We start from the raw sequence: 13796 nt of genomic DNA, 5'->3' as shown, positions 1-13796 counted from the left end.
ATGGGATTCGCGTCGCGCCACCCTGCGGTGACCGCTCTCGGAGCGGCCGCCGCAGGGGTCGCCGTCTGGTCGACCGTGATCGAGCGCAGGCTCTTCACGATCCGACGGCACGCGCTGCCCGTGCTCGCCGAGGGCGCGGCGCCGATCCGCGTGCTGCAGCTCTCAGACCTGCACCTCGCCCCCTGGCAGACGAACAAGATCAACTGGGTGCGATCCCTGGCCGAATTGCGGCCCGACCTCGTCGTGCTCACCGGCGACCTCATGGGCCACGTGCAGGCGCGCTCGTCGCTGCTCGAGGCCCTGCGGCCGCTCGCGCGCAGCGGCGCCGAGCTCTGCTTCGTGCACGGCTCGAACGACTACTACGGCCCCATCGCGAAGAACCCGATGCGGTACCTCATGGAGCCGAGCCGCAAAAGCAGCCGCGAGCCCGACATCGATAACGTCGCGCTCACCCACGGCCTCGAGGGCCTCGGCATGATCAACCTCAACAACTCGGCGGCCCGCCTCGAACTGCGCGGCACCACGGTCGAGCTGCTCGGGCTGAACGACCCGCACATCCGCTACGACGACGCGAGCGCCATGCGCGAGCAGTTGACCGCGCTCGTCGCCGAAGACACCTCCGGCGACGAAGACTCGGCTGACGAGGCCGAGGGCTCCCCCGCTGCCGCCGGCGACCGCGACGCGCTGCGCATCGGCGTCGTGCACGCCCCCTACCAGCAGGCGCTCGGCGAACTGCTCGACGACGGGGCGTCGGTGATTCTCGCGGGCCACACGCACGGCGGCCAGGTGCGCATGCCGGGCGTCGGCGCCCTCACCTCGAACTGCGACCTGCCCGTGTCGCAGGCGCGCGGCCTGAGCGTCTGGTTCGACGCGCACCGCGCCGCCTACCTCAACGTCAGCGCGGGGCTCGGCAACTCGATCTACGCGCCGGTGCGCTTCGCGTGCCGCCCCGAGGCCTCCCTCATCACGCTCGAAGCCGCCCGCTGAGCCTCAAGCCCGCCGACCCGTCTGCGCGGGGCGCTCAGGCGCGCCCGGGTCAGCAGCCCGCGCGCCCAGTCCCACCGCCCGCGCGCCCGGCCCGCCGCCCGCGCGCCCGGCCTCACACGCGCACCACCGTATAGACGAAGCACGCCCGTATAGGCAAATCACGGTGCTCGAGGTACACGCTCGTCATTCGGGTGTCCGAAAGACGAAGAGTGGTTCCGACGAGAACGGCGGCGGAGCGGCGGAGCGGCGGAGCGGCGGAGCGGCGGAGCGGCGGAGCGGCGGAGCGGCGGAGCGGCGGAGCGGCGGAGCGGCGGAGCGGCGGAGCGGCGGGGACCGACGTGCAGACGGACGCACGAACGACACGGGGGCCAGGGATCCGCGATCCCTGGCCCCCGTGCCCGCGATTCGGCGGGTCAGGCTGCGATGAGCTTTCGCGCCACGATCTCCGCGATCTGCACGGCGTTGAGCGCCGCGCCCTTGCGCAGGTTGTCGTTCGAGATGAACATCGTCAGGCCGCGGCCCTCGGGGGCCGACTGGTCGGCGCGGATACGGCCGACGAACGACGCGTCGCGGCCGGCGGCCTCGAGCGGGGTCGGCACATCGCTCAGTTCGACGCCGGGAGCCTCGGCGAGCACCTCGCGCGCGCGGTCGGCCGAGATGGGCCGCGAGAACTCGGCGTTGATCGCGAGCGAGTGGCCCGAGAAGACGGGCACGCGCACGCAGGTGCCCGAGACGAGCAGCTCGGGCAGTTCGAGAATCTTGCGGCTCTCGTTGCGCAGCTTCTTCTCTTCGTCGGTCTCGCCCTGGCCGTCGTCGACGATCGAGCCGGCGAGCGGCAGCACGTCGAACGCGATGGTCTTCGTATAGACCTCGGGGGCCGGGAAATCGACGGCCTCGCCGTCGGTGACGAGGTCGGTGAGCTTGCCCGACTCGACGGCCGCGGTCGCCTGCGAGGCGAGCTCGCGGGCGCCGGCGAGGCCCGAGCCCGACACGGCCTGGAAGGTCGTGACGATGAGGCGTTCGAGGCCCGCTTCGCCGTCGAGCACCTTCATGGCGGGCATGGCGGCCATGGTGGTGCAATTCGGGTTGGCGATGATGCCGTGGCGCGCCGAGATGATCTCGTCGATCGCGTGCGCGTTGACCTCGCTCACGACGAGCGGGATGGTGGGGTCGCTGCGCCACGCGCTCGAGTTGTCGATCACGATCGCGCCGGCTGCGGCGAACTCGGGGGCGTACTGCTTCGACGGGCCGCCGCCGGCCGAGAAGAGCGCGATGTCGATGCCCGAGCGGTCGGCGGTCGCGACGTCTTCGACGGTGATCTCCTCGCCGCGGAATTCGAGGGTGGTGCCCGCCGAGCGCGCGCTCGAGAGGAAGCGGATGCTCGCAATCGGGAAGTCGCGCTCCACGAGCAGTCGGCGCATGACGGCGCCGACCTGGCCGGTGGCGCCGACGACGGCGACGTTGAGACCCTGCTGATCTGCCATGGTGGTGAACCTCTTCTGTCTTGCATGCGGGGCGGGGCGCCCGGAAAGGAGTGGCGCGATGCGCCGGGATGAGCGCGATGCGCCCGGAGCGTGTGCGCCTAGCGGCCAGTGCCGGCGTAGACGGTGGCCGTCTTGTCGGCGTCGAGCTCGAAGGCGGAATGCAGCACCTGCACGACCTTCTCCATGAGGTCGGCGCGGGTGACGACCGAGATGCGGATCTCGGAGGTGGAGATCATCTCGATGTTGATGCCGGCCTCCGAGAGGGCGCGGAAGAGCTGGGCCGAGACGCCGGTGCTCGTGCGCATGCCCGCGCCGACGACAGCGATCTTCGCGATCTGGTCGTCGTACTGGAGGCTCTCGAAGCCGAGGACCTCGCGCTCGGCCTCGAGCGCTTCGATGACCCGGCGGCCGTCGGCGACCGGAATCGTGAACGAGATGTCGGTGCGGTTCGTATCCGCGGCCGAGACGTTCTGCACGATGATGTCGACGTTCGCGTTCGTCTTGGCGACGATCTCGAAGATGTGCGCGGCCTTGCCCGGCGCATCGGGCACACCGCTGACGGTGACCTTCGCCTCATCCTTCTCGGCGGCGATACCAGTGATGATCGGCTCTTCCACCTGATCTCCCTTCGGGTGCCCCTTGGCGGGGTCGTAGACGATGGTGCCCTCTTCGCTCGAGAACGAGGAGCGGACGTGCAGTACGACGCCGTGGCGGCGCGCGTATTCGACGGCGCGCAGGTGCAGCACCTTCGCGCCCGAGGCGGCGAGCTCGAGCATCTCTTCGAGCGTGATCGCATCGATCTTGCGCGCGAGGGGCGCGATGCGCGGGTCGGTGGTGAAGATGCCGTCGACGTCGGTGTAGATCTCGCAGACGTCGGCGCCGAGCGCCGCGGCAAGGGCGACGGCGGTCGTGTCCGATCCGCCGCGGCCGAGCGTAGTGATGTCGCGGGAGTCGCGGCTGAAGCCCTGGAAGCCGGCGACGATGGCGACGGCGCCCTCGTCGAGCGCTTCGCGCACGCGGCCCGGGGTCACGTCGACGATCTTCGCGTGGCCGTGCTCGGACGTGGTGATCATGCCGGCCTGGCTGCCGGTGAACGAGAACGCCTCGATGCCCATGCCCTTGATGGTCATGGCGAGCAGCGCCATCGAGATGCGCTCGCCCGCGGTGAGCAGCATGTCGAGCTCACGAGGGGCAGGGATCGGCGTGCACTCCGCTGCGAGGTCGAGCAGCTCGTCGGTCGTGTCGCCCATGGCGCTCACTGCGACGACGACATCGTTGCCCGCACGGCGGGTCTCGACGATGCGCTTGGCGACCCGCTTGATGCTTTCTGCATCCGCGACGGATGAACCCCCGAACTTCTGCACGATCAACGCCACGCGGGTCCTCCTCTGACCAGTCCTACTCCAAGGGTCCAGTCTAGCCGCATCGCCTCCGAATGCTCCTGCGGGTTCGCCGCGTTACGCCCGATTGCGGGGCGAGGCCGTCACGCGCCCTCGAGCAGGCCCGCGGCCCAGATGCTGATGAGCGAGATCGCGGCCACGCTCAGCAGGCAGGCCATGAGCAGCCGGAGGCGCAGTATGCGGCGCGCGACGGCGAAGCGCAGCGCCAGCATGGCCGCGTACAGCGCCACGATGACGACTGCCGTCGCGAGCGCCAGCTCGGCGGACGGCCCGCCCTTCACGATGAGCAGCACGAACGGCACGAGCGCCGCCGCGGCGAAGAGCCCGCCCATGACGAGCCAGATCGCGCCCTGCGAGGTGCGCAGCGCCGGCTGGTCGAGCACCTTCGTCGGGTCGGGTCGCTTCCCGCCACGACCAGAGCGGTCGGTGCCCATGGCGCCCCCAGGTTCAGGCCCGATCGACGAGCCGCTGCTCGCCGCCGCGTTCCTCGTCGCTCGGCACGACGCGGGCGCAGTGCGCGCAGCAGTAGATGGCACCGTCGACCTCTGCGCCGTGGCCGAGGATGCGGCAGCCGCAGTGCGCGCAGCTCGGCGCGATGAGGTGCACCGCGCACTCGAAGCTGTCGAAGGTGCCGATCGCACCGCCGACCCCCGCCATCGTGACGGTGAAGGTCTTGTCGTATTCGTTGCCGCAGGTGTCGCAGACGCCCATCGTTCTCCCCTTTGCCTCACCCGTGCCGCAGGGTCGCGGCGAGGGTCGCACGCGAACGGACGGCCTGCTCGGCGACGGGTTGCATCCATCGTCGCCGGGAGATCGCAGGCGCGGCAGAGGGTGGCCAGGGCGCCGCCGGAGCGGTATCCTCGGCGCGCTCGGCTCTCGTGGGCGTGCTCGGGCACGCTCGCGAACGCCGGCGGGGGCCTGGTCGCGGTGAAGCGGCCGGACTACTCGACCTTGGTGCGGCCCTCGAACGCCCGCCCGAGAGTGACCTCGTCGGCGAATTCGAGGTCGCCGCCGACGGGCAGCCCCGAGGCGAGGCGCGACACGGGCACCTCGATGCTGTTCAGCAGGCGCGAGAGGTACGCGGCGGTGGCCTCGCCCTCGAGATTCGGGTCGGTCGCGAGAATCACCTCTTTCACGTCACCGTCGCCGATGCGGCGCATGAGCGACGGGATGCTGAGGTCGTCGGGGCCGATGCCGTCGATCGGGCTGATGGCGCCGCCGAGCACGTGGTAGAGGCCGCGGTACTGGCGGGTGCGCTCGATCGCGACGACGTCTTTCGGTTCTTCGACGACGCAGATGAGGCCCTGGTCGCGGCGCGGGTCGCGGCAGATGGAGCAGCGCTCCGATTCGGTGATGTTGCCGCAGACCTCGCAGAAGCGCACCTTCTCGCGCACTTCCGAGAGCAGCTCGGCGAGGCGCGTGACGTCGAAGTTCTGCGTCTGCAGAATATGGAACGCGATGCGCTGCGCCGATTTCGGGCCGATGCCGGGCAGTCTGCCGAACTCGTCGATCAGGTCTTGAACGATGCCGTCGTACACGGGTTAGACCTCCGGCCTGGATGGGAGCGGGCGCTCCTCGATGAATCGGGCACCGAGCACTTCGCGCACGATGGCTTCGCCGTAGCGGTTGAACGAGGGCGCCGAGCGGCGGCCCTGCTCGGGTTCGGGAGCCTGCTCGGGCTTCGGTTCGGGACGCGCCGCTGCGGTCGCCGACTGCGGCCGAGCCGGCGCGGGCGGTGCCGGTGACGCCGGCGCACCCTCGCCAGGGATCGCCGCGCGCTCGCCCGACCCCGCGTAGGGGTCGCCCTGCCCTTCGGCGTACGCCCCGTACTCGGAATCGTCGCTCGGGCCGTCGCCGTAGTCGCCGGCGTCGTAATCGCCGGCACCGGTGTCGGCATCTGTCTCGGCCTCAGCGGCGGGCTCGGGTTCGGCCGCAGCGGGCGCGACGGCGGCGGGCTCGACCACGCCGGGTGAGACCACGGCGGGCGCGACCTCAGCGACTACGGGGGCGCCGAGAGCTGCGGGCCCCGCAGTGTGCTCGAGATCCGCAGTGTGCCCGGGCTCCGCAGTGTGTTCCGGTTCCGCGGTGTTCCCAGTCTCCGCGGTGTCCGTCGGCTCTGCCGGCTCTGCCGGTGCAGCAGGTTCGGCGGGAGGCGCGGGCTCGGTCGGAGCCTGGGGCACCGGGTCAGCCCACGCCGGGGCGGCGAGGGCGGGGCCGAGCACGCTCAATCGTGCGGCGGCACGCGCGACAGGGTCGTTCGGGTCATCGGGATCGACTGCGGAGCCGGCTGCGGGGGCCGCCGCGGATGCACCCGGGGAGGCCGGGGCCGATGCGCGTGGGCCGCCTCGATGGGGCTCCTCGGAGTCGGGCTCACCCGGCTGCGGTCGCTGCGGCATGCCGGGCTCGCGCTGCGCGGCGGCGCCCGGTTCGATGCGCTTCGGCACGTACTTGACGCTCAGGCCGGTCGCTTCGTTGATCGCCTCGCGCAGCGGGCCGGCGCCCGAGCTCTTGAAGACGGCGAGGTCGGAGCTCGAGGCGAGGCCGACGGCGAGCACGTCTCCGTCGAGCGCCAGCGGCTGCACGACGCGCACGGCGTTCCAGGCGTCGCGGTCGCTGTGCTGCAGTTCTTCGAGCAGTTCGGGCCACAGCTCGAGCAGGTCGTCGAAGCCGGCAGGCTGGCCGTCGTCGTGCTGCTCGGACTCGGCCTGGGCTGCGGGCCCGGCAGCCTCTGCGGGCGCGGTCGGTATGCCGGTAGCGGAGGCCGCTCCCCCGTCGGAGTCCTGGCTGTCGCCGGGTGCCGCGGGCTGCGCCGCAGTCTGCGGCTGCTCCGGGATGTCCGAAGCGGGCGCGCTCGGCGCGGGCGCTTCCTCGGCCGGTGCGCGGAAGGCCGCGTCGCTGCCCATGCTCGAGAGCTGCGCGCCGCTCAGCACGTCGGAGATCGGTCGCCCGAACGATGCCGCACCGGAGTTCGGGTGCGGGGTACCTGCAGAGGAGGCCTGAGGAGTCGCGGCCGCGGCCGGTGCGACGCGCTCGCTGGGTTGCTCGGGCTCCGCGGCACGCTCAGGCTCCGCCGCGCCCTCATTCTCGGCCTGCTGGGGCGCTGCCGAGGAAGCCGGGGCTTCGTCGGCGGGAGTACCGGCGGTGTCTTCGCGCAGGAAGTCGCGCACCGACGCCGCTGTCTCGGCCGCATTCGGCGGGGCGGGAGCCGCAGGAGCTTCGGGCACCGCAGCAGCGGTGGGCGCAGGCACAGCAGCCGGTGCAACCGGTGCAGCCGCAGCAACCGGTGCAGCCGCAGCCGGGGGGCCGTCGAAGACCGCGCCGCGCGCCGCGGCGAGCGCCGCCAGCGGATCGGCCTTCGGCGCAGCGGGCGCAGCGGCGGGAGCCGCAGCGGCCGGGGCGGGCTGACGCCCCTGGGGCGCCTGCGCACCCGAAGCGACGGCCCCGGCGCCCCGGGGCGCGGCAGCGGCCTGAACGGAGCCGGCCGCGGCCTGCGGGGGCTGCCCCGCGGGTGCGCCGGCGCCGACCGCGGCGCCCTGCAGCAGGGCGCGCGCGATCATGAGTTCGAGCTGCAGGCGCGGTGCGGTTGCGCCCGCCATCTTGTCGAGCGCGCCGCTGACGGTGTCGGCGATGGCCGAGAGCTCGCCGCGGGCGAAGGCCTGCGCCTGCTCGTACATGCGCGTGAGCTGGTCTTGCGGCACGCCGCGGAACACCGCTGCCGCCCCTTCGACCGTGGTCGCGCTCACGACGATGAGGTCGCGCAGGCGCTCGAGCAGGTCTTCGACGAAGCGGCGCGGGTCTTGCCCCGTCTGCACGACCCGGTCGGTCGAGCGGAACGCGGCCGCTGCGTCGTGCGCTCCGAGCGCGGTCACGACGTCGTCGATGAGTTCGGTGTGCGTGAAGCCGAGCAGCCCGGCGGCGCGGTCGGCGGTGACGGTGTCGCCCTCCGAGCCCGCGATCAGCTGGTCGAGAATCGAGAGGGTGTCGCGCACCGAGCCGCCACCCGCGCGAACGACGAGGGGCAGCACTCCCGGCTCGACCCGTACGCCCTCGCTGTCGCAGAGCGACTGCACGTAGTCGATGAGGGTGCCGGGAGCGATGAGCCGGAACGGGTAGTGGTGGGTACGCGAACGGATCGTGCCGATCACCTTGTCGGGCTCGGTCGTCGCGAACACGAACTTCACGTGCGGCGGCGGCTCCTCGACGATCTTCAGCAGCGCATTGAAGCCGGCAGCCGTGACCATGTGGGCCTCGTCGATGATGAAGATCTTGAAGCGATCCCGGGCCGGAGCGAAGGCCGCCCGCTCGCGCAGGTCGCGCGCGTCGTCGACACCGCCGTGGCTCGCGGCGTCGATCTCGACGACGTCGAGCGATCCGCCGCCGTCGCGGCTCAGCTCGACGCAGCTCGGGCAGACGCCGCACGGCTGGTCGGTCGGCCCCTCGGCGCAGTTCAGGCAGCGGGCGAGAATGCGCGCCGACGTGGTCTTGCCGCAGCCGCGCGGGCCGCTGAACAGGTAGGCATGCCCGATGCGACCGGTGCGCAGAGCCGTCATCAACGGCTCGGTCACCTGGGATTGACCGATCATCTCGGTGAAGGTCTCGGGCCGATAACGGCGATACAGTGCGGCAACCACGGGTCCATGCTACCGGCGGGCTCTGACATTCGCGCCCAGGGGCGGTTCGGCACCGGGAGGCGGCGATCCCTGGCCCGGCCGTGGCTCAGACTCCGATAAGCCGGCCCGTCTGCGAGGCGATCTCGGCTTCTTCGTCGGTGGGCACCACGAGCACCGCGATGCGCGAGTCGTCGCTGCTGATGCGGCGGGGCGAGTCGGGGCCCGCGGCGGCCGCGTTGCGCTCCGCGTCGATCTCGATGCCGAGCGCTTCGAGCCCGGCGCAGGCCTCGGCCCGCACGGCCGCGTGGTTCTCGCCGACACCGGCCGTGAACACGATCGCGTCGGCCCCGCCGAGCACCGCGAGGTACGCCCCGACGTAGTGCCGCAGACGGTGCACGTAGACGTCGATCGCGAGCCGCGCCTCGACGTCGCCGCCCGCGGCCGCACCCCAGACATCGCGGAAGTCGTTCGAGCCCGCCAGCCCCGCGAGCCCTGAACGGCGGTTCAGCACCGTGTCGAGATCGTCGGCGTCGAGGCCGGCGCGCATCAGGTGCAGCAGCGCCCCCGGGTCGATATCGCCACCGCGCGTGCCCATCATGAGGCCTTCGAGCGGGGTGAAGCCCATCGAGGTGTCGACCGAGCGTCCGCCGTCGATCGCGCAGGCCGAGGCGCCATTGCCGAGGTGCAGCACGATCTGCTTGAGCGCATCGAGCGGGCGCCCGAGAAACTCGGCGGCCCGACGCGACACGACCTGGTGAGAGATGCCGTGGAATCCGTAGCGACGAATGCCGTGCTCGGCGGCGAGGCCGCGGTCCATCGCATAGGTGTGGGCGTGCGGCGGCATCGTCTGGTGGAAGGCCGTGTCGAACACGGCGACGTGCGGCACATCGGCGAAAGCCGCGCGGGCGGCGACGATCGCCTGGTACTGGCCGGGGTTGTGCAGCGGGGCGAGGGCCCCGAGCTCGAGGATGCGCTCGGCGACCGCGTCGTCGATGAGCGTCGGCTCGACGAAGGCCCCGCCCTGCACGACGCGGTGCCCCACGGCGCGCACGTCGAGCGCCCCGAGCGGGGCCCCGGCCCCGGCGAACGCCTCGATCATGGCTGCGAACCCGGCCGCGTGATCGGGCACCGGGAGATCCCGCTCCACACGCGCACCGGCACCGGCACCAGCACCAGCACCAGCACCGTCGCCGGCGGCGCCCCGGTGCACGATGCGGCCGAGGGCGCTCGCTTCGCCGATGCGTTCGATGAGCCCCGAGGCGATCCGTCGCCCGTCGGCCGCATCGATCAGCTGGTACTTGATGGACGAGGAGCCTGCGTTAATGACGAGGATGTGGGCCACGGTACTGCCTTCTTCGGGGTTCGGTTCGGGAGCTGGCTACGCGTCGGTCGTGATCTTCTGCACCGCCGTGATCGCGACGGTGTTGAGGATGTCTTGCACGGTCGCGCCGCGCGAGAGGTCGTTGACCGGCTTGTTCAGGCCCTGCAGCACCGGCCCGACGGCCACGGCGTTCGCCGAGCGCTGCACCGCCTTATAGGTGTTGTTGCCGGTGTTGAGGTCGGGGAAGATGAAGACGGTCGCGTGGCCCGCGACCTGCGAGCCGGGCATCTTCGACGCGCCGGTCGTGGGGTCGCTCGCCGCGTCGTACTGGATCGGGCCATCGATGAGCAGGTCGGGCCGGGCGGCTCGGGCGAGCGCCGTCGCCTCGCGCACCTTGTCGACGTCGGCGCCCGAACCCGAATCGCCCGTCGAGTACGACAGCATCGCGATGCGCGGTTCGACGCCGAACTGCGCTGCGGTCTCGGCCGACGAGATGGCGATGTCGGCGAGCTGCGCGGCGTTCGGGTCGGGGTTCACGGCGCAGTCGCCGTAGACGAGCACCCGGTCGGCGAGGGCCATGAAGAACACGCTCGACACCACCGAGACGCCGGGCTTCGTCTTCACGAATTCGAGCGCGGGGCGAATGGTGTGCGCGGTCGTGTTCGCCGCGCCCGACACCATGCCGTCGGCGAGGCCGAGCTGCACCATCATCGTGCCGAAATAGCTGCCGTCGGCCATCGTGTCGCGCGCCTGCTCGAGCGCGACGCCCTTGTGGGCGCGCAGCCGCGCGTACTCCTCGGCGAACTGCTCGCGCAGCGGCGAGGTCTCGGGGTCGATCACCGTCGCCGCATCGATCGCGAGGCCGAGCTCGCCGCCGCGCTTGCGAATAGCCGCCTCGTCGCCGAGCAGCGTGAGCCTCGCGGTGCCGCGGGCGAGCAGGGTGCTCGCGGCGCGGAGGATGCGGTCGTCGTCGCCCTCGGGCAGCACGATATGGGCGTCGGCTGCGGCGGCCCGTTCGAAGAGCTCGTACGAGAACATGACGGGGGTGCGAATGCCGCCGCGGTGCAGGCGCAGGCGTTCGCGCAGCAGTGCGGTGTCGACGTGCTGCGCGAACAGGGCGAGCGCCGTGTCGAACTTCGTGGGCGACTCCTCGGTGAGCAGGCCGCGGGTCTGCGTGATGCGGCGCACGGTGTCGAACGTACCGTGGCCCGTGCGTACGACGGGCAGCGTGGAGTCGATGCCGTCGAGCAGCCGCTCCACGTCGTCGGGCACCGCGAAATCGCCGTTCAGCACCACGGCGCCGATGGTCGGGAAGGTCGGGGCCTCGTGCGCCATCGTGACGGCGAGCAGCGTCTCCGAGCGGTCGGCGGCGATGACGACGACGGAGCCCTCGATGAGGCGCGGCAGCACGTTCACCATCGACATGCCGGCGACGACGACCTCGCTGATCTCGCGCGCGAGCAGCTGCGCACCGCCCCGCACGAGGGTGCCGTTCACGGCCTCGACGACGGCCGACACGGGCGGCGCCACGAGCTTGAGCTCTTCAGGGATCGCCCACACCGGCACGTCGTCGGGCAGTTTCGCGGCGACCACCGTCGCGATCTCGTCGAGCAGCTCGGGCTCGGCGCGGTTCACAAGGGCGGCGAGCACGGTCGCGTGCTCGGCATGCAGTTCGGCGAGGCCGAGCTCGGCCATCTGGGCGATGTCGAGCGGGCGCCGGGCCGGCAGCTGGCCGAGCAGCTCGGCGTCTTCGTTCGACCGGCCGCTCAGCACGAGCAGCACGGGCACGTCGAGGTTCGCGGCGATGCGCGCGTTGTACGACAGCTCGGTCGGGGCCGCGACATCGGTGAAGTCGGAGCCGACGACCACGACCACGTCGCAACGCGACTTCAGCTCGTGGAAGGCCGCGACGATGCGGGTCATCGCCGCTTCGGGGTCGGCGTGCGCCTCTTCGTAGGTGACGCCGACGCACGCCTCGTACGGCACGTCGGCCGTGGAGCGGCGGCGCAGCAGCTCGAGCACCCGATCCGGGCCGGTCGAGCGGATGAGCGGTCTGAATACGCCGACGCGCGGGGCCTCGGCCCGCAGCGCGTCGAGCACGCCGAGCGCCACGGCGCTCTTTCCGGTACGGCCTTCGGCCGAGGTGAGGTAGATGCTCGCTGCCACCCCTCCAGCCTAGGGCTCGGGCCTGGGCGTCGGCGATCCCTCACCCTGCCGATGCGAACGGCCCCGAAAACGGGAGCAGGGGCCCCGCCGAAGCGGAACCCCTGCTCTGTATGCGGTGGGACTTAGAAGTCCATGCCGCCGGTCGGGTCGCCGGCCGGAGCCGCAGCGGGCTCGGGCTTGTCGGCGACGACGGCCTCGGTGGTGAGGAACAGGCCGGCGATCGAAGCCGCGTTCTGCAGCGCCGAACGGGTCACCTTGGCCGGGTCGAGGATGCCCTGGGCGACCAGGTCGCCGTAGTCGCCGGTCGCGGCGTTGAGGCCGTGGCCGACAGGCAGGTTCGCGACGCGATCGGCGACGACGCCGGGCTCGAGGCCCGCGTTCGCAGCGATCTGGCGCAGCGGCGCCTCGATGGCGGCCTTGACGATCTTGGCGCCGACGGCCTCGTCGCCCGCGAGCTCGAGCGAGTCGAACACGGTGGCGCCGGCCTGGATGAGTGCGACGCCGCCGCCGGGCAGCACGCCCTCCTCGACAGCCGCCTTCGCGTTGCGCACGGCGTCCTCGATGCGGTGCTTGCGCTCCTTGAGCTCGACCTCGGTCGCAGCGCCGGCCTTGATGACGGCCACGCCACCGGCGAGCTTCGCGAGGCGCTCCTGGAGCTTCTCGCGGTCGTAATCGCTGTCGGTCGACTCGATCTCGCGGCGGATCTGGGTCACGCGGCCCTGGATCGCCTCTTCTTCGCCGCCGCCCTGGACGATGGTGGTCTCGTCCTTGGTAATGATGACCTTGCGCGCGGTGCCGAGCATGTCGAGCGTCGCGTTCTCGAGCTTGAGGCCGACCTCTTCCGAGATGACCTGGCCGCCGGTGAGGATCGCGATGTCCTGCAGCATGGCCTTGCGGCGGTCGCCGAAACCGGGAGCCTTAACGGCTGCCGACTTGAAGATGCCGCGGATCTTGTTGAGCACGAGCGTCGCGAGAGCCTCGCCCTCGACGTCCTCGGCGATGATGAGGAGCTGCTTGCCCGACTGGATCACGGGATCGACGACGGGGAGGAGGTCCTTGATGTTCGAGACCTTGCCGTTGACGATGAGGACGTAGGGATCCTCGAAGACTGCCTCCTGGCGGTCGGCGTCGGTGACGAAGTAGGCCGAAAGGTAGCCCTTGTCGAAGCGCATGCCCTCGGTGAGCTCGAGCTCGGTGCCGAAGGTGTTCGACTCCTCGACGGTGACGACGCCCTCCTTGCCGACCTTGTCGATGGCCTCGGCGATGAGTGCGCCGATCTGCTCGTCGGCGGCCGAGATCGAAGCGGTCGCCGCGATCTGGTCGGTGGTCTCGATCTCGTTGGCGTTCTCGAGGAGCTGGGCCGAGACGGCTGCGACGGCCTTCTCGATGCCCTTCTTGATCGCGATGGGGTCGCTGCCGGCCGCGACGTTGCGCAGGCCCTCGCGCACGAGCGCCTGGGCGAGAACGGTAGCGGTGGTGGTGCCGTCGCCTGCGACGTCGTCGGTCTTCTTCGCGACCTCCTTGACGAGCTCGGCGCCGATCTTCTCGTAGGGGTCGTCGAGCTCGATCTCCTTGGCGATGGAGACGCCGTCGTTGGTGATCGTGGGGGCGCCCCACTTCTTCTCGAGCACGACGTTGCGGCCGCGCGGGCCGAGCGTCACCTTGACGGCATCGGCGAGGACATTGAGACCCCGCTCGAGACCGCGACGTGCTTCCTCATCAAAAGCAATCATCTTTGCCATGTAATTCGCCCCTCCCGGACGTCTAGTGGTTCGTGGGAACCGGGTGCTCGGGGTGACCCGAACGCTCGGTTGCTTAGCACTCAGTC

The 13796-nt window shown here is 71.3% G+C and carries 10 protein-coding genes; 1 reads left to right on the top strand and 9 read right to left on the bottom strand.

Annotated elements, in window-relative coordinates:
• Positions 1 to 987 (top strand): metallophosphoesterase, encoded by a 987-nt coding sequence (locus ACUYTF_RS07315; protein ID WP_434141715.1) that lies wholly within the window; start codon positions 1 to 3, stop codon positions 985 to 987.
• A gap of 413 nt (positions 988 to 1400) precedes the next feature.
• On the opposite strand, the gene ACUYTF_RS07310 is transcribed toward ACUYTF_RS07315, so the two are convergent.
• The 9 genes from ACUYTF_RS07310 to groL all read right to left on the bottom strand — a co-directional run bounded on the left by ACUYTF_RS07310 (position 1401) and on the right by groL (position 13710).
• Positions 1401 to 2471 (bottom strand): aspartate-semialdehyde dehydrogenase, encoded by a 1071-nt coding sequence (locus ACUYTF_RS07310; RefSeq protein ID WP_434141716.1) that lies wholly within the window; start codon positions 2469 to 2471, stop codon positions 1401 to 1403.
• Positions 2472 to 2569: 98 nt separating this feature from the next.
• Positions 2570 to 3847 (bottom strand): aspartate kinase, encoded by a 1278-nt coding sequence (locus ACUYTF_RS07305; RefSeq protein WP_434141717.1) that lies wholly within the window; start codon positions 3845 to 3847, stop codon positions 2570 to 2572.
• Positions 3848 to 3954: 107 nt separating this feature from the next.
• The gene (locus ACUYTF_RS07300) at positions 3955 to 4305 is read right to left on the bottom strand and encodes a hypothetical protein (protein WP_434141718.1); all 351 of its coding nucleotides are present in this window, start codon (positions 4303 to 4305) and stop codon (positions 3955 to 3957) included.
• A 13-nt stretch (positions 4306 to 4318) separates the two neighbouring features.
• Positions 4319 to 4582, bottom strand: coding sequence for a hypothetical protein (locus ACUYTF_RS07295; protein WP_434141719.1), 264 nt, complete (start codon positions 4580 to 4582; stop codon positions 4319 to 4321).
• A 230-nt stretch (positions 4583 to 4812) separates the two neighbouring features.
• On the bottom strand, positions 4813 to 5409 hold the full coding sequence (gene recR, locus ACUYTF_RS07290; RefSeq protein WP_434141720.1) for a recombination mediator RecR: 597 nt from the start codon (positions 5407 to 5409) through the stop codon (positions 4813 to 4815).
• Between the two features lie 3 nt (positions 5410 to 5412).
• A complete protein-coding gene (locus ACUYTF_RS07285; protein WP_449279592.1) occupies positions 5413 to 8454 on the bottom strand; it encodes a DNA polymerase III subunit gamma and tau in 3042 nt (1013 codons plus the stop codon).
• Positions 8455 to 8587: 133 nt separating this feature from the next.
• Positions 8588 to 9823, bottom strand: a complete 1236-nt coding sequence (locus ACUYTF_RS07280) for an acetate/propionate family kinase (RefSeq protein ID WP_434141722.1) — start codon at positions 9821 to 9823, stop codon at positions 8588 to 8590.
• Positions 9824 to 9859: 36 nt separating this feature from the next.
• A complete protein-coding gene (pta, locus tag ACUYTF_RS07275; protein WP_434141723.1) occupies positions 9860 to 11968 on the bottom strand; it encodes a phosphate acetyltransferase in 2109 nt (702 codons plus the stop codon).
• A 122-nt stretch (positions 11969 to 12090) separates the two neighbouring features.
• Complete coding sequence (gene groL, locus ACUYTF_RS07270) at positions 12091 to 13710, bottom strand: chaperonin GroEL (protein ID WP_434141724.1); 1620 nt, start codon at positions 13708 to 13710, stop codon at positions 12091 to 12093.
• Between the last annotated feature and the right edge of the window lie 86 nt (positions 13711 to 13796).

The sequence above is a fragment of the Leucobacter sp. GX0328 genome, from assembly GCF_053567315.1.
Note: the sequence above shows the minus strand (reverse complement) of the source record. Positions and strands in the feature narration are given on the sequence as shown.